General features: G+C 54.4%; 14 protein-coding genes and 1 pseudogene. 10 read left to right on the forward strand and 5 right to left on the reverse strand.

Going from position 1 to position 17,201, the window contains the following annotated elements; translation table 11 throughout:
- Positions 1–2,068 precede the first annotated feature (2,068 nt).
- The 5 genes from DMP05_RS09175 (at position 2,069) to DMP05_RS09195 (ending at position 7,399) form a co-directional block, all read left to right on the forward strand.
- Positions 2,069–3,775 carry a gluzincin family metallopeptidase gene (locus tag DMP05_RS09175; protein ID WP_123220166.1) on the forward strand — a complete coding sequence of 569 codons (1,707 nt, stop codon included), beginning with the start codon at positions 2,069–2,071 and terminating at the stop codon, positions 3,773–3,775.
- Between the two features lie 358 nt (positions 3,776–4,133).
- Complete coding sequence (locus DMP05_RS09180) at positions 4,134–4,973, forward strand: MerR family transcriptional regulator (protein ID WP_161957528.1); 840 nt, start codon at positions 4,134–4,136, stop codon at positions 4,971–4,973.
- Between the two features lie 384 nt (positions 4,974–5,357).
- Positions 5,358–5,858: a crossover junction endodeoxyribonuclease RuvC gene (gene ruvC, locus DMP05_RS09185; protein WP_114616349.1), complete on the forward strand. Its 501-nt coding sequence runs from the start codon at positions 5,358–5,360 to the stop codon at positions 5,856–5,858.
- Positions 5,859–6,099: 241 nt separating this feature from the next.
- A complete protein-coding gene (locus DMP05_RS09190; protein WP_123220168.1) occupies positions 6,100–6,468 on the forward strand; it encodes an arsenate reductase family protein in 369 nt (122 codons plus the stop codon).
- 235 nt (positions 6,469–6,703) lie between these two features.
- On the forward strand, positions 6,704–7,399 hold the full coding sequence (locus DMP05_RS09195) for a nitroreductase family protein (RefSeq protein ID WP_123220169.1): 696 nt from the start codon (positions 6,704–6,706) through the stop codon (positions 7,397–7,399).
- Between the two features lie 299 nt (positions 7,400–7,698).
- Here the strand turns inward: DMP05_RS09195 and DMP05_RS09200 are convergent, their stop codons facing one another.
- The 4 genes and pseudogenes from DMP05_RS09200 to DMP05_RS10290 all read right to left on the reverse strand — a co-directional run bounded on the left by DMP05_RS09200 (position 7,699) and on the right by DMP05_RS10290 (position 11,254).
- Positions 7,699–8,691 (reverse strand): J domain-containing protein, encoded by a 993-nt coding sequence (locus DMP05_RS09200; RefSeq protein ID WP_123220170.1) that lies wholly within the window; start codon positions 8,689–8,691, stop codon positions 7,699–7,701.
- A 752-nt stretch (positions 8,692–9,443) separates the two neighbouring features.
- Positions 9,444–9,923 (reverse strand): hypothetical protein, encoded by a 480-nt coding sequence (locus DMP05_RS09210; protein ID WP_123220172.1) that lies wholly within the window; start codon positions 9,921–9,923, stop codon positions 9,444–9,446.
- Positions 9,924–9,978: 55 nt separating this feature from the next.
- Positions 9,979–10,338, reverse strand: a pseudogene (locus tag DMP05_RS09215) (transposase); the annotation flags it as partial.
- 463 nt (positions 10,339–10,801) lie between these two features.
- On the reverse strand, positions 10,802–11,254 hold the full coding sequence (locus tag DMP05_RS10290) for an integrase core domain-containing protein (RefSeq protein WP_123220179.1): 453 nt from the start codon (positions 11,252–11,254) through the stop codon (positions 10,802–10,804).
- Between DMP05_RS10290 and DMP05_RS09225 the strand changes: the two genes are divergently transcribed.
- From DMP05_RS09225 to DMP05_RS09240, 5 genes are all read left to right on the forward strand, one after another.
- Positions 11,144–11,821, forward strand: coding sequence for a molybdopterin-binding domain-containing protein (locus DMP05_RS09225; protein WP_161957530.1), 678 nt, complete (start codon positions 11,144–11,146; stop codon positions 11,819–11,821). The genes DMP05_RS10290 and DMP05_RS09225 overlap by 111 nt on opposite strands.
- A gap of 232 nt (positions 11,822–12,053) precedes the next feature.
- Entirely contained in the window at positions 12,054–12,389 is a 336-nt protein-coding gene (locus DMP05_RS09230; protein WP_123220175.1) for a molybdopterin dinucleotide binding domain-containing protein, read from the forward strand.
- Positions 12,389–12,562 (forward strand): hypothetical protein, encoded by a 174-nt coding sequence (locus DMP05_RS09880; RefSeq protein ID WP_161957531.1) that lies wholly within the window; start codon positions 12,389–12,391, stop codon positions 12,560–12,562. The genes DMP05_RS09230 and DMP05_RS09880 overlap by 1 nt, the downstream gene beginning before the upstream one ends.
- 27 nt (positions 12,563–12,589) lie before the next feature.
- Positions 12,590–12,922, forward strand: coding sequence for a molecular chaperone TorD family protein (locus tag DMP05_RS10295; protein WP_375781755.1), 333 nt, complete (start codon positions 12,590–12,592; stop codon positions 12,920–12,922).
- A gap of 215 nt (positions 12,923–13,137) precedes the next feature.
- Positions 13,138–14,334 carry an MFS transporter gene (locus DMP05_RS09240; RefSeq protein ID WP_161957532.1) on the forward strand — a complete coding sequence of 399 codons (1,197 nt, stop codon included), beginning with the start codon at positions 13,138–13,140 and terminating at the stop codon, positions 14,332–14,334.
- 122 nt (positions 14,335–14,456) lie between these two features.
- Here the strand turns inward: DMP05_RS09240 and DMP05_RS09245 are convergent, their stop codons facing one another.
- Positions 14,457–15,776, reverse strand: a complete 1,320-nt coding sequence (locus DMP05_RS09245; RefSeq protein ID WP_123220178.1) for an ATP-binding protein — start codon at positions 15,774–15,776, stop codon at positions 14,457–14,459.
- Positions 15,777–17,201 lie beyond the last annotated feature (1,425 nt).

Here is a 17,201-nt window from a genome sequence, read left to right on the forward strand (position 1 = left end):
CATACGGCGAGGGCCGCGCCCCCGGTCCCCGGGGCGCGGCCCTCTTGCTTAAACTGCTCAATTTTTCGTGCTCACGGTGCTCATTTCCCAGTGATCACTCGGACCACTTCTTAGTGAACATCAACAGAAAAGCTTGGTTCGTCATCGGGGCGCATACGAGAAGAGAAAAGGGGGCAATAAAAAGCAAAGTGAAAACAGGCTCCATTAATTAGACCGCACTAACGAATATTGAAAAAGCAATAAGATCTCGGGACGAATGGAAGGGCGGGCTCTATGGCCGCTGGATAGCAAATTGCGTCGCTTGAGAACGCTTATCGGACACGCGCAGAATAATCAAAGCTGAAAAATGCGCGTGAGGGGATAGCTGCGAAGTAGTTTTCAGATATGAATAAGGAAGAAAATAGGCAATGCATCGAACTCTGCAATTGAATTTAATGGCAGAACATGTCAAAATATTAAACAGTCGAACGAGCAGGGATAACGTTAATCTTTACTAAGTAAAGAATACACGAGAAAACTGTGATTGATACCGAATTTAGACCTCAATAGCGTAAGAATGAGATTAGGTTTCGGTATAGCGTTATAGCCTCATCAAAAGGTCGCCCATAATCGGCGAAAAAGGGTAGGGGGTTGAGGGCTGGATGGCTTTCGCTTTCATATCAGGAGCGGAACCTGGTGGTGCTGAAGGGCAGAGAGCTTATTAGCAAGTCACAAGAAAAAGCTCGTTTGTAAGAGAAAATCGTACATAGTTTACGTCAGAACAAAATAAGAGGAGGGGCAATAAAATAAGAATGTAGTTGAGATTTCACACGAGTTTTCGAACTCAAATGAGTAGGATCGCCACCATGTGAAGGAAATAATGGCGAGAGGGAGCAAGGCTCCTGATGCGCAGGAGTGGAAGAGGGAAAAGGAGAGGGAGAAGGAAAGGAGACGAATCGGGTTTGGAATAAAGGGAGTTCGTTCTCTCTTATGAAAAAACAAGAAACAGATTGATGAAATAAGTTGCAGGGGGGGGGAGCTAAGGATATCTCGATAACGTCCCAAATATCCTAAAGGAAGACGCGGGCATGAGATCAATCATTCCAGTGTTGGCGGACTGGAAGAAGGGGCCTTAACGCTTATTGGGAAAACGGAGCGGTGCTCGGTTTCATGGTCTTAAGAGTATTTGCTTGAGGGCGATTTGCTCTTGAAGAGTTTTATGAAAATGCGATAGATCACTTGGATAGAGCAATAAAATGACTCAAACGAATGATGCGATTTGTACGCGAATGAGACCAGTAGGGGACGCGCTTAGATGGCATGGACTAATTAGTTTAAGGGCGGCTTGTGCGTTCGGGGATAAGGGTTCCCTCTTCGTTTCTGCAATGATATTTTCATGCTTCCTGCAAGACAAAACTGAAGTTTATTGCCCCGCCTACTATTTCTCCATGCTCCTACGAAAGCAGCGTGAAAAGGGGAGTTCTCAGGTGTCGACAGCCGGGATTAAGCACTTCTATATGTAGACATAAGGTCATTTTGCGGCAAGTGCATGCTCTTCATGAAAAGCGGCCTATCAGTCTTCGGGGCGCGAGCTATGCAATGGACCTATGCAATGAGTCAGTGAGACGAAAGCCCGGGAGGTGCGACCTGTGATATCAGCGCATGAGGCAAACGCCCAGGAGGCGCGAGCCGTGGGGTCAAGCCGTGAGACGCATCCTAAGAAACGTAACCTTCGAAATGAACCCATGAAACGCAACAGATGAGATGCACCCGCGCGGTTGCGTATTTCGGCCTTTCGGGCTTCTATGCTGACAGCGATTCTCTGCGGTTCAGCAATATGCCTGGATAAGAGTAGTTAGATAGTAATCTAGTTAAATAGCAAGCTAGCCGAATAACTCATTAGCAAGTTAGCCTACTAGAAAGTAAGAGCAATCCCATGCTTTCGCGTGTGTGAAATCGGATAACCCAAAATCAGACGTGTGGTCGTGCCCGGGTATTCCCAATTGGCCACGAGGCGATTCCTGCTTTAGCCATTCCCCCTTACGATGAAAATGATTATGTTCGAGGCTTCATCAAGGGGGTGTCTGCAATGTACTCTGCAATCCTCGAAGGCAAAGCTGCAACTTGGTTTCGCGCTGCTCGCACGCGCCCTTGGTTCGCGGCGGTTCTGATTCTGGCGCTCTGCGCACCAGCGCTTTCGGCGTGCGGCTCTGGTGGTAACGGCGGAGGCGAAGCGGACGGCAACGCAACGGGGGAAGGTTCCTCGGCGCCCGTCGAATTTGAATACGGAAACGAGGTCGAGCATTGGAACGTGGCCTTACCCGACCGTTCGCGTGATTCCTTCGACGAGGTGGCCTATAACGCGGCACTTCAAGAGTTCCAGACGGCGATGAACGGCGACGATGCGTCGGCCCTTCTGAATGCCTACGACAAGCTCGAGCGCCTTTTCGCCGATCTGTCGAGCGATCGTGCGCTTGCCGACTTCGATTGCGCGTGCGCCGGCTTTGATGGGGCTGCTGCGAGCGCGTATGCGGCAAAGCAGGCGGCGTATGACAGTCATTACCAAGAGTGCGCACAGGCATTCATGGATGCGCTTGAATCGAAGCACGGAGCGGCTTTCAGGGCCCATATCGGCGAGGGATTCTCGAGCGTTCTGGACAATTCGAGCACGATGTCTTCGGAAAGCGCTGCGTTGCGAGCGAAGTGTGACAATCTTGCGAGCCAATACAGTGCGCTCGTGTCGCGGGATGCGAGCGACGCCGAGCTCAAACGCCTCTATGTTGAGCTCGTCAATGCGAACAATGCCTGGGCGCGAAGCTTGGGATACGAGAACTACGTCGAGTACGTGTTCGCTACGGAATATGGGCGCGATTACACGATGGCCGAAATTGAGGCGGCGCAAGATGAGGTTGCGAGGGAATTCGTGCCGGTGTATCAGAACTATGTGGCCGACGTTATGGGCGACGATATCGATGACGCCTTCGATGCTCTCGACGAAAGCGAAGAGACGCTTATGTCGAACGCGCGGGCATGCGTGGCGCGTGTTTCGCCTGCGCTTGGGGAATCGTTTGACCACCTTGTCGATAACGGCTTGTATGACATATCGGCGTCGGAAGCTAAGGTTCGCAACAGCTATACCGTGGAAATGGCGGCGTACAATGATGGCTGCGTTTTCGTGAATCCCAATACTGAAGTGGCGGACTGCGCGGCAATCGTGCATGAATTCGGTCACTTCAACCACATGTATCGGGTGCGCGCGAATTCGTTTATGCCCAATACCGTTGTCGATGTGCAGGAAATTATGTCGCAGAGCCTGGAGCTTCTGTGCTACGACCATTACGACGTGCTTTGCCCTGGGTATGGCGATGCGCTTCGAGAATATGTGCTGTTCGACAAGCTGGTTGCGGTACGCGAGGGGTTTGCCATAAACGAAGCGGAGACGCGCGTCTATTGCGAGCCCGATTTAACAGTCGATAAGGTCGATGCCATTTGGGCTGAGGTGTACGAGAAGTACTCGTGGCCGGCGGACGAGAATGAATGGCTTTCGACGTCGCACCTGTTCACCTCGCCGTTTTACTACGCCGCGTACGGCACTTCTGCGCTTGCCGCGCTCGATTTGTTCGCGGAATCACGCAGCGACTATGCCGCGGCCGTTGGTACGTATCTGCGCTTGAGCGAGCTTGCGCCCGAAACGACGTATTGCCAGGCGCTTCGAGAAGCGGGATTGCCCAATTATCTCGAAAAAGGCCAGGTAACGGCGTTCTCGATTCGACTTGCGAACGCGCTTGGGGTGTAAGGCTCCAGGGGCACATGGGTCTACGACGCGCACGACACGCGCATGCGCCTGATGGCTCTGCCTGGAACTTGAGCCTGGGGCTTTCGCGGCGTCCATTCAACAGGGGTTGTGTGTGCTGGCGATTGGGCTTCTCGCCCTACGGGAATGCTTAGCGTGAAGAGTCATCACGTGGCTTGCGAGGCGTGGTCGAGGTGCCCATGTTTGCGGGCTTGCCCTCTTCCGGTCTTCGCGCGGTTCGCGGGGTGGGGCGACATGCAAAGCCTCGATTCCGCATCTTGAAAAACCAGGGGTCCGCATCTTAGACTATCCCATGATGGGAGAGTCGGTCAGGCGCCTCCTTGTGGCAGATGGGAGATGCATGAAAGAAGAGCTGCTTTCGATTGGCGAATTCGCGAAGCTGCGCGGCGTTTCGGTGAAATCGCTTCGGTATTACGAGCGCGTCGGTGCGCTTAAGCCAGCTTACGTGAATGAGGAATCGGGGTATCGGTACTACTCAATCAACCAGATTTCCGATTTGGATATGGTAACTACCTTCATTGAGCTGGGTGTTCCGTTGAAGGAAATCGCTTCGACCGCGGCTTTGGGCTACGGGCAAAGCGAGCTTATCGAGAAGGGGCGCGAGCTGGCGAGGGAGCGCATCGGGCGCGCCGAGGCGCAGCTTCTGCAGCTCGACCGCTATGCCGACGAGATCGCCGAGTCGCAACGATTCCAATCGAAGAAGCGCTATGAGCGCGAATTTGCCGAGCGACTTTTGCTGTGCGCGCCGCTTGGCGGCGATTTCGATATGCGCCGCTATGCTCGGGTGACGAGCGCGATATACGAAGCCGCGCCGGGCATGCGGCTTGTCCCCCTGTATACGGAAGGGGTTGCGCGCGGGCTTGGCGCGCCTTTCTTGGACGTTTCGTCAGGGGAAGAAAACGGGCTTATCGCATACGTGCAAGTGGAGATGTTGCCGAGCTATCCCTTTGACGCCGAGGCCGCAACACGTGTCGCGCTGGAGAAGGGAATGACGCTTGTGCGCCTTCCTGCTGGGCGATATTCGTGCGACCGTGTGCGCTCGGCCGATTTTTCCGAATGCTTTCAATTCGGACTGGACAAGATTGGTGCCGCGAATGGCCCCGTGCTGCTCGCAGAGCAGTGGGAACCCGCTTCGACGCCCCATGCGTTTGTGCTGGAAGCGCAGGCGTTCGTCAGCTAGTTTTTGCGTGCGACCGAGGCGTAGGCGATGGGCTTTCTGCGCGGTTATTCGTGAGCGCTGTCGCTCGATATTGGCAAGTTTGGACGGCGCCTTTCACTCGTTATCGCAGATGAAACGACTGGTTTGCCTATTGCTATCTTGGTAGATAGTTAGCAAGATAGCAAAATATCATACAGAAAGCTGCTGGGAAGTGGATTAGCTGGCAGCATTCTTCTGTGTCGGCGCAATTCGTAGAGTCCCGCGTTAATTTGACATGCTTGCGCTCCGCTTTGTTCGACATGTGGGCGTTCAAGTTGGAATGGTTTTGCTTTCGCGGCATCAACTGCATGGGCGGCAACTGCGTTAGAATCCAAGGCATAGTTTTCGGAAAGCGAAAGGGCGGGCGTGCGAGGCGACCATCGAATCATATTGGGCATCGACCCCGGCCTGGCCAATACTGGCTGGGGCATTGTGGAACAGGATGGGTCGCGGCTTCGATGCCTCGCGTACGGCTGCGTGTCAACGCCTGCGTCGATGGAGCTTTCGCAGCGCCTGCTGAAAATCGCGCAGCAAATAGGGGCCGTGGTCGATCGCTTTAAGCCCACGTGCGTCGGCATCGAAACTGTGTGGTTCGGGCAAAACATCACGGCGGCGTTTTCCACAGGCCAGGCTCGTGGCGCGGCGCTCGTGGCGTGCGCGCAGGGCGGGCTCATGGTTGGCGAATTCACGCCGCGCCAAATCAAGCTCGCGGTAGTGGGCGAGGGCACCGCTGAAAAAGACCAGGTTCAGTACATGGTGAAGCAGATTCTGGGCTTGGACGACGTGCCCCATCCCGACCATGCTGCCGACGCGCTCGCTGCTGCGATTTGCTACGTGACCCACGGGCCGCGCGCCCAGCGTACGTAAGGCGCGACAGGCGCGACAGGTGCGGCGTTCGGCTGGCGTGTTGCCGTGGGCGGTTGGGCGATTGGCTGCGGTTTCGGCGGACCGACGGCTTGTTGCGTGTTCGCCGTAGGCCGGGCCCACCGTTTGGCGTGGGTTGATGATTCTGCTGAGCGCAGGCTTGCGTTGTGTGCGTGGTTCGTCGGCTTGCGCCCAGCGCACATAGGCCGTGGCGTATTTGTTCGAGTTCGAGAAAGGGCTGTTCATGAGTGTGCTGTTTTTGGAATACCCGAAATGTTCCACCTGCAAAAAGGCAAAGAAGTGGCTTGACGAGCATGGCGTGGAATACGTCGATCGCGATATCACGACCGAAAACCCCACGGCGGCCGAGCTCGCGGAATGGCATGCGCGTTCGGGGTTGCCGTTGCGGCGCCTCTTCAACACGTCCGGCATGAAGTATCGCGAGCTTGGCATTAAGGCGAAGCTCGACGCCGGCATGACCGACGCCGAATGCTTCGATGTGCTCGCGACCGATGGCATGCTCGTGAAGCGTCCGCTGCTCGTGGGTGACGATTTTGTGATTCCCGGTTTTAAGGAAGAGACGTGGGCCGAGGCGTTGGGGCTCGATCGCTAGACGCCTGGTTTGGCAAGAGTATCGTTTCAGGTTGGCGGCGTCTAGCGGTTTGATTGGGTATTTCCGAATGGCAGGCTTGCTGACCTGCGTCGTGAAACGCTCGCGTGTTGTGGCGAATGCGTTCGCGCGTGCCCCACGAAGTCGATTTCGATGAAATGACTGAACGGGACGCTTCCCTGCGTGTAGTTGCGTAGAATGGGCTCAATGAGGCGGCACGGCGAAAGGGAGCAGGCACATGATTACCGTTGAGACGATTCGAGAGCGCCATTCCGTGCGTGAATATGACGGAAAGCCTCTTTCGCGGGCTGAGTTCGACGCGCTTATCGCCGTGGTTGAGGAATGCGCGCGCGAAAGCGGCCTCGATATTCAACTTGTGGGCGACAATCCCGAGGTTTTCAACGTGATTGCGCGTTTCGGTTTGATTCGCGGGTGCCGTACGCATGTCGCATTTGTGGTCGATGACGGGAAGGCGCGCGGCGTGGCCGCCGACGAGGCCATTGGCTATTGGGGCCAGAAAATCGTGCTTGCCGCGCAAGATATGGAGCTCAATACGTGCTGGTGCGCGCTGTGCTCGCGCAAGAAATCGCGCGCCGTCGTGGCGCCGGGGAAGAAAATTCGCCTGATCATTGCGGTGGGCCACGGGAAAACGCAAGGCTTTTCACGGAAGACGAAGGGCGTCGAGGCGCTTTCTTCCGTCGAATGCGCGAAGGCGCCGGCGTGGTTTGCGGCGGCCATGGAAGCCGCGCAGCTGGCACCTACGGCGATGAATAATCAGAATTTCAAGATCACGCTGCTTTCCGACGGGAAAACCGTGCGCATTGATGCGCCGCAAAGCGGGCTCAACGTGATTGACGAGGGCATTGTGAGGTGCAACTTCGAAATTGCCGCGAACGAGGCTGGCGCCGATTGGCGTTGGGAGCGCGATATCTAGGAAGTGATGGGCGCTTCTTTTAAGGGGGGCTGTTCCAGGGTGATGTGGGGCTTGGTTGTTGCCGATTGGAGTCGTTACGACGATTGAGTGGGAATAATCGGGCGGTTCTACGCTATTCTACTCATTGTTACAGCGCGGACATGTTTCCGCAGGTAGTAGGCCTGTTTTGCACGACAACGCGCTACGATTTACGACGGCGTAAACGGACCGAATCGCGTTCGTTACTGATTTTTTTACTGACGCCGCCTGATGCATTGTAGCGCGTTGTCGCATGACATAAATGCTATGCGGCGCGCGTGCTACTGCTGGTTGATGTAAAACATTACGGCCACACCGAGCAACACGCATGCCACTGCTGACATAATTAGTATTCCAGCGATTCCTGCAGGAGTGAAGGGCTTGATACGGCCACTGATTATAGTCACGATTTGAGCACCTGCGCAGGCCATCACACAGGGGTTTTTTAGTCCTGTGATTATTAGTTCTGCGATTGTTCCCGAGACGAAGTCCACCATTAGCGCGCCGCCGACAAATAGGCACGCATCTCTAATATCCTTGCCAGTCCTGCATGTAATAGAGAGCATTGGAGGCAGCCATCCGCCAAAGAATAAGAACGTGATGACGCCGGGCGCTCCAGCAAATCTAAACATGAAAAACAGTAGTGACCCCGTAGTCGCAACAGTCAAACATGCGGTCAAAAAACCGTATCTGCGCGTTTTCTTGTTTTGTTCCGCTTCGATAACCCGTAATTTCTCTGCGGCCGCCTCGTGGCTTGCTACATAGATTTTTGCATCCTTGTAATCACCGAGCTTCTTAAAACGTTCAGCCACTCTCGCATGTGCTTCAGATGTCTTTACCTTTAAGGACATCTCGCAAGCAAGAAGGTAATCTTTCTCTTTCTGCTGTTGCTCTGCCTTTTGTCGCTCAGCTTCACGAGCTCTTCTCTTTCGCTCTTCTTGCTTGCGTCGTGCTTCTTCTGAGGCCTCTTGACGCGCCGTTTCGTCTGCTTCGCGCGCTCTCCTTCTTCGTTCTGCTTCCTCATCTCTGTTGCTCTGTTTTTGTTTCCGCGCATCTTGTTTCGGTTGCCTGTAATCTTGGCTCTCATGCGACGCAGCTTTCTCAAGCAGCGTTTTCGCTTCATTTATCTGCCGCATGAAGAAGACCGAAGCTTGTGAGTTTTCATTCAGGTCAGGGTGATATTGCATGGCCAATCGCCTATGGGCCTTATTAACCTCCTTGGTTGTATAGCCATCGCTTAAGCCAAACAGGTCTTCTGCTTCCGATAGGTTCATTTATGCGTCTCCCCTAAAGCTTCTTGCCAAACGTCTTCTGCACAAACTCCGCCAGCTTGCCATCCTTGGCGAGCTGGCGGTATCCGCCATCACGAAGTTCGAATCCAGCCAACTGCCAATCATTTAAATTCGTTTTGCTTTGCATTATGGAATCGGCTTGGATTATCTGACCTCTGTCCAATATGTCCACTCTACGTAATTGTCGGTGGAGAATTGCAGATACCCATTGTATGTGGTCAGGTAGCTTGTTACAGATATCCATGCGTTTCCGTGGTCAATGTCATGCAGCGTCGAATCAAACTCCGCTTCGTCATCAGCCCATATCACCAGTGTGACGCAATCTGGATCGGGGTAATCCGCGCCTATGTTTACGAAAATGGGCGCTCCGTACTCGTTCGTTGCTTGATAGACATCTATTACCGGCCCTGCAATAGTGCACGTCGTCTCTACGCTTCCCCAAGCGTTGTACCAGCGTTGCTCTTCGGGTATTGCCAGCAATTGCGAATTGGTCGTTGGCCAGCGAGGATCTACGTATGTTTCAGGGGTCGCTTGCTTAGGCTGTCGCCAAGTGTCCTCATATTGATCTTGATTCTGTTTTGCGCCATCACTTGAGCTTGTGGCGCTACTGCTCTTCTCTGTTCCAGTGGTATAGTGCGAGCTTCCGCACGCGCAAAGTCCGGCAAAAAGCGCGAATGCCATAGTCAGGATTATGGCGATTCGCATTACTCTAGCTATCTGCCATCTCATGTTCCTCATCGTCTGCTGCCTGTTTCGTAATAGACTAGAAGGGTGCCGTTCAGGTTGATGTCTTTGAGGGTCATGGATGGTGCGACAATATGGAACGGCGCTATCATGGGCACTATAAGTCCCATCAGGACGTTCGTATCCCTGTAGAACTGAACTTCGACTCCTTTGTCTTTCTTCTCAAATAAGCTATCGCCGCTATGCATTGAGATAATCACTGATTGTCCTTCTCGGCAATAGTCCGGTACGCTGCCTTGCAATGTTACAGAAGCTCCCAACGACCTGGGCTGCTCGTTATCGCTCTTTGCGGTATCTATATTCACCTTGAGGGTGTTGCCTTCAATTGAAGCCACCTGACCTTCGATGCAATACCGGTCGCTTAAGGACTGGTAGTCCCATGCTTTGTAGGGTATCAACGCGCTGATGATTACTACCGCGATGATTGCGCCAACAATATACGGCGTTTTGGACTTTGATTGCGTTGCCATTATGCCTCCAGATTCCGAACCTCGGGGATGCTGACGTTTTTCCGTACGAAAGCGTTCATGCCGCTAGATTGAGCGACCGCCTGTACTGCAGCGGGCTCATCCCCCCGAGCGATTCCTTGATTCGCCGCTCGTTGTACCAATGGATGTAGCAGTCGACCGCGCCCATGAAGTCGTCGACGCTCCACCCGCTCCAGTTCCTGCCGTAGAACAGCTCGACCTTCAGGCGCCCGAAGAAGCCCTCGCAGGCGCTGTTGTCTGGGGAACAGCTCTTCTTCGACATCGACCTCGTGATGCCGTATCTCTCGCACCTCTCGATCCAGCCCGGCCAGCGGTAATGGCACTCGCGGTCGGTGTGCCCGACCGGGTGCCCGCCCTCCGACAGAGTCGCGCCGGCGGCGTCCAGCATGGCGTTGATGGTCTCCTCGATGGTTTTCCTGACCAGCTCGCGAAGCTCGGACTTCACCGCCTCCTCGTCGAATGATACGATTGGGTTGGACATGGCCTGCCTCCTAGCATGATTGAATTCGACACTCAAATCATACCGACGGCACGCGCCATGTCTTTTCTCTTTCCTGGGCGTGTTCAGCTTTCAAAGTGTGCAAAGAATTTTACGTTACCAAATGCATAAGATCCCTTCCCTCATTCCTGAATCTTGAATAATTATCGCCATCATTAGGATAAACCGAGTTTTTCGAAATCTGTTGCGCAACAAATTGAGGGGGTTCATATCTTCAAAGCAGGCAGAATTGAGTAGAGAGCAAAATGACAGCGTATTCCCTGCTGAATAAGATGGTAAGGGGATGCGGACAAATAGTTGGACCGAATCGGTCCGGTCAGGTGGAGTGGGAGGGAGAAACTGGACTTTCTTTTAAGGATCCTCAAGCGTATTGCCGCTCGTATTCCACTGGAGACATGCAGCCCAAGGTGGAATGCATGCGCACCCTACTGCAATAGGGCTCTATGTGCTTGAAGATGCCCTGCTTGGCCTCGTCCCTTGCCGTATAGCTCCTCTCTTTCACCGATTCCCTTTTCAGCGTCTTGAAGAATGGCTCGGCCACCGCGTTGTCCAGTGGCGTGCCGGGCCTTGATGCTGACTGGACTATGCCTGGATTGGCTACACTAAGCTGGACAGTTGGGGGTGGTATCGGAGGCCGGCCGCGACTATCGTCAAACGCAAAGCGCCGTGGGCTGTGTGAAAGGCCGCACATGCCACGCATCGCGTGCTGCATCCCATGCGTCAAACGGGCAAGCGAGGCTCCGGCCAGTGGGAAGAGATTTCCTGGGCCGAGGCCATCAAACTTATTTCCGATAAATTCAAGTCGGCTGCCCATTCCGACATTTGGGTACCGGTGCGTCCTGACACCGATGGTGCCATGCTGCTGGCCATGTGCAACTACACCATCGACAACGACCTCATCGACTACGACTATCTGCGTAACCATTCCGTGGCGCTGTTGCTCGCGAAGGAAGACCTCAACTATCTGCGTCTATCCGATTTGGGCATGGATCCGTTGCCCGCCATGAAGGAGGGCGGCGATTCCGTCGACAACGAAGCGGTGTACGATTCCGCAAGCCAAACATTTGGCTCGTCGTTCTCGGTAACCGATCCCGAGCTTGAGGGTTCCTTCGATGCTAGCGGCATTGCTGTGCGCACGGTGTATTCCGTGGCGAAAGAGGCCATCAAAGACTTCGCGGTGGAATTCGCTGCGAAGGAATGCGATGTTCCCGCCGGAAGGCTGTGGAGCCGCTCGGTGAGGCGAAGACTGACATCGACATCTTCCGCGCCATTGCCGACGGAATGGGCTTCGATGGCTTGTATAAGTCAGACGAAGAATATCTGCGCGAATACCTGGACACACCCGAAAACTTGGAAGCTGGCTGTGGCTACGACGTTATGAGCGAGCAGAGCATTTTTGGGGAGCCGAAAATCGCCGCGCGCGTCGGCGTGGAATACAACGCCACGGGGCGCACGCAGTTCTTCCTGGAGAAGCTCATAAGCCGCGATACCATTGAATGGACGACTCGCCCTCAAGACCATTACCCGTGGTACGAAGAGGCCTTCGAGGCATACCAGGCAAACCCGGCGCGTGAAAAGTACCCGCTTTACGGCGTAAGCGGCCATCACCACTATTGGGCCCATTCGCTGTTAAGGGCATTCCGTGGCTCGACGAACTTCGCGGTGAACCTACGGTGCTCATTCACGAGGAAACCGCTGCAGCGCGCGGCATTCAGTCGGGCGACACGGTGCGTGTGTTCAACGACCACGGCTATGTGGTGCTGAAGGCTGTGGTGAACCAGGGCATTCGCCCCGACACGCTAATGCTTCCCCGCGGCCCCGAGGGCGACGATTTCATCGACGGCCACACGCAGTCGCTTTCCACGATTGCGCACGATGAAATGACCGGCAACAACAATTTCAACGATTTCGTGTGTGAAATCGAGAAGTATGAAGGGGGTGCCGCATAATGACTCGCTACGGCATGGCGTTGCCGGTGGACGACCGCCGTAAAGTGGCTGAATGTTTCGATTCGTATCGGGGCAAAGCTGCGGCCGACGTGTTTCACGAGGTTCGCCAGGCCTATATGCATCTTTTCGTCGGGGCGACTTCGCCGTGCATCACGCCTTATATTGGTGTATGAGATGCCGAGCGGCGCGGCAAGAAAGGCATTCTTTGCGTTGGCAAGGAGTTTGAAGAAATCGAAGAGTTCATGAAACGCTGCGGCGTTGCGAAAAAAGTGGCGGCCGGGCAAGCGAACGATCCAATCGATCATGTGGGCACGCTGTGCGAGTTTTTGTCGTTTCTCTGCTTGGTGAACGCAAAAACCGTGCGGCCCGGCGAAGGCGCGCGCATCGAAGAAAGCGATTTCGGAGATTACTTCGTCGCACATTTTGCGCCCTATGCGCGGTGGTGTGCAGCGCAAATTTCGCGATATACGAGTGAGCCTTTTTACGGTGGCCTTGGTTTGCTCCTTGGATATGCCGCGATGATAGACGCTTAGGAGTTTGCATTTTAAGCGCGCCCGCGCATTCTTTGCGACGGATCGTTGAAAAGGCGCCAATGCTTCTGGGCTTTCAGAAATGCTCGAGGCAATCTCTATGCGTTGTGGGTTTTCTGGCGATTGAAGCTTGTTTGGCTAGAATGGCTTCGTACGTATTTTTGCGTCCGCGTTGGCTTTTCGACGCTTGCGCACGAACCATAGAGAGTTTGCATTTCATGAGTAAAAGCGGAAAACGCTTTCCGAACAAGCTGCCCTTCGTTTTGATGGGAGGGCATATTTGCGTCGATGCCGCCCAGGGCGGCCTGGCGTCGGTGCTGCCGTTTTTGGTTATCAAATCGGGCTTCTCGTATGCTGAAATCACCGCGTTGGTGCTGGCAGCGAACAGCGCCTCGGCCATTATCCAGCCGCTGTTCGGCTGGCTGGGCGACAGGAAAGCCCGCCCGTGGCTTATGTCGGCGGGCGTTGCGCTGGCGGGTATCGGCTTGGCGCTTGTGGGCGTGCTGCAATCGTATTGGCTCATCGTGGCGGCGGCCATGGTTTCGGGCATCGGCAACGCCATGCTGCATCCCGAGGGCGCGCGCTTGGCAAATTTGGCTGGCGGAGAAGACAAGGCCGTTAGCATGTCGGTGTTTTCCGTGGGCGGCCAGGTGGGCTTTTGCCTGGGCCCCATCATTAGCGTCGCCGCCATCACGGCGTTCGGTCTTTCGGGCACGCTGGTGTATTTGGCCATTTGCATCCCGTACGCTCTGGTGCTGCTTACTCTGAACAAGCGATTTCTTCAGTTTGGCGTTCGCAAGGCGGGCGGACCGGTTGGGGAGGGCGTGCGCGACCATTGGGGCGCGTTCTCGGTGGTTCTGGGTGCCCTTTCCGTGCGATCCATCGTGTTCTATGGCGTGACTAGCTTCTTCCCGCTGTACTTGGTGGCTACGTTCGGCGCGTCGGAAGATTCCGCCTCGCTGCTTATCACGGTGTTTTCCATCTGCGGCGCGTGCGCCACGGCATTGTCGGGCTTTGTGGTGCGTCGCATCGAAACGCCGAAGCTTATGGTTGCATGCTTCGCGCTCATGGCGGTGGCACTCATCGTCTTCGTGCTGTCGGACAACGTGTGGCTGTGCGTGGTGGCCGTTATGGTGCTGGCGCTGTGCGTGAACATGTTCAACCCGCCGGCTATTGCGCTGGGTCAGTCGTATTTGCCGGCGCATCTGGGCATGGCGTCGGGGCTGTCGTTCGGCGTGGCTGTGGCTGTGGGTGGCATTGCATCGCCCTTGCTTGGCGTGCTAGGAGACGCCACGGGCCTGGTGCCGGTGATATGGATTCTTGTGCTGTGCGCCATCATAGGCCTGGTATGTTCGCTGGGTGTTGCGTTCAACGAAAACCGCTGGAGCGGCCGGCGGTCTGGGCGCCTTCCTTGAGCGCCTCAATCGTGATGGCGGTGTTGCCGTTTTTACGCGGGCTGCCGCTGGACACAACGATTCGCATGTTTCCCCCTATGAAATTGAATAAACCACGACTATTGCAGTGTCCGGCTCGGCAGCTACCTTTCTGTAAGTAAAAACGCCATATAGAGTGGCAGCGTGAGAATTCCGTCTTTGCGGCCGAGGTTCAAGTCGGCTAGCTTTATCGCCGATTCGACATGATATTTTTCGGGATGCTTCAGCACAGTTTTTACGCTTTTGGCATTGCCGTCGTTCGCCTTGACTTCAACCGGCGTGCATTGTCCTTTATAGCGAATCACGAAATCCAGTTCGAGCCCCGAGTCTTTTCTAAAGTAATAAAGACGTCGATTCATTTTCGAGAAAATGTCGGCAATGAGGTTTTCGAAAATGGCGCTTTTGTACCCGAAGAGATTGCCGTTCAGGATATCGAACTGTGTGCCGTCTTCGAGCATGCTTACGAACAGGCCAGTATCGGCCATATAGACCTTGAACTGATCTTCGATTGCATTGCCGTCAAGCGGCAGCTCGGTGATGGATAGGTTTCGGCAGCGAACGGTTATTCCCGCATCTTCGACCCATTGCAGGCTGCCGGCGAAACGCGCGGCGGTCGACCCTTTCTTTATGAGTGAGTACTGGAATTTCTTGTTCTCTTTGGCAAGCTGCCTTGGGATGGATTGGAAACATTGCTTGATAAGGGGCTTGTCGGCTGTGGGCGCATATTTCACCATGTCGTCTTCGTATGCGCGAACGATGTCACGCTGAATGCGAAGTACGCTTGACATGTCACGCGAGTCCACGAACGTTTGCACGGCGTCGGGCATGCCGCCCACTACCGCGTACTCAAGCAAAAGAGACCTCATGCGGGAATGAATTGCGGCGGGAATGGGCGTTTCGATGTTCAAGCAATTGCGCAGCAAATCTATTGCCGTTTCCGGCAGGCCATTTGCCCAGCAGAATTCTTCGAAATCGAGCGGATGCATGTCGATGACTGTTTCGTATCCGACGGGTATGGATGCCGGCTGTTCGCCATAGCCGGCAACGCCTAGAAGCGAGCCTGTCGCGATAACATCGTAGCGGCCATCGAGGCAGAAAAATTTGAGTGCCGTGCGCGCTTGCGGACACTCTTGTATTTCATCAAGGATTAGTACGGTTTCATTGGGAATGAAGCGAGCGCTGCTGCCAAGATAGGCGGACGCCATAAGGATAATTTGATCCACGTTCAAAGAGCCGGCGAAAATGTCTTTTGCGCCAGGGTTTTCGAAGAAGTTTATGTATACGACGCTCTGGTAATTCGCATGTGCAAAGTGCTGCGCGGCGAAGGTTTTCCCGCACTGCCTGCAGCCTTTGAGAATGATGGGCTTGCGGTTGGGACTGGCTTTCCAAGCCGAGAGGGTGTCTGTGATTTTTCGCTTGAGCATGTTTCCCCTTATCAAAACGTTGCGTGAAACTTTTCCAAGGGACTTTCTTGCAAATTATAAACTTTTCCAAGGGACTTTTGGCTCTTGCGTCAACTTTTCCAAGGGACTTTTGGCTCTTGCGTCAACTTTTCCAAGGGACTTTTAAGTAAGGCTTGATCGGTGCACATGGGCACCCGGCCTTAAGCGAGAAGAATCTTAGCCATGCCCTTTGAATGATAATTAAAGGAGACGGCTTGCGTTCTTCTCTTGGTGTCATCTTTTTTGCAATGCGTATCACCAAATCATCCATTCTCAACCGAAACCGCATCATGCAATGCGTTTGGCAAGTTGCTAGATGCAACGAAACGAGCAATCATTGACAGGAGGGTATGGAAGTATGGATGGAATCAGCACGGGAATCTCGCGCAGAGGCTTTGTCCTCGGGGGCGTCACGGCGGGCGTTGCCGCCATGGCCGCTGGCGGTTTGGACACCTCTATTGTCGGCCTAATTCGCGGATATGCATGCAGGAGGGGCTTCCAACTTTTTTCATGTCCTGCTCATATCGTCTCGTGCGGCGGCGAAGCCGCCACGCACGTCGCAAGACAGACGAGACGGAGGGGCCGGCCGTAGCAACGAGATGCGCCGGCGCATTCTGCGCGACGGGCGAATATTAAACTGCCAGACGGGCGTCGATCCGACACGCGCTGTCAACGGGGATTGCGGAGGAGATAGATTGGGCCAAGGGCGAGATTAACAGCCCTTGGCTCTTCATTGCCTATTGACAATGTCCTGCTCATATTAAAAAGCCGGGGAAAATGTCCCCGGCACTTGGAAGCCTTCCTAGCGGAAAACCAATTACCTTATATCATGTACTGTATGAAAATCCAAGGGAGCTCGAAGCGTTTTCGGACGTCAGTGGAATCTCAAGTTTGAGTGGGAGTAAGCTGATGCCAGGTGATTTCAAGCCTTTGACCTGCATCAATGGATTAGAGGCTATTTATTTGGCAACCTCCGGGCAACCTTTACGGCTTTGTACACCGTGAAACATCCATGCTCGCAATATTGCAATGCCTGCAATATTGCCCCCCTTGGTTTCGAAACTTTTAAATAATTCGAGTTTCGAAACCAAGAAGGAGCTGGTCCTGGGGACGCGCGACATGGACTGGGGCCGCATGTACGAGAACGCGGTCTTCCTGGAGCTGATGAGGCGAGGCTACGAGACCTACGTCGGGATGCTGCCCGATTGGTCGTGCGCGACGACGAGCGTACAATAGGCGAATACCAGCAAGAACCTGCCCTCCATGCCAACTTCGCACCTGGTTGATTTTCATTGTTAGCCGAACACTCGTGCCGTAACCGGCGTTTTCGCAGTTAGCAGGACGGGCGTGCAAACGCCCGTCCTGCGTCTTCCCAGGTCGATATGGCTCCAATCTCGGTCGATCGCG

Source organism: Slackia isoflavoniconvertens (assembly GCF_003725955.1).
GTDB lineage: Bacteria > Actinomycetota > Coriobacteriia > Coriobacteriales > Eggerthellaceae > Slackia > Slackia isoflavoniconvertens.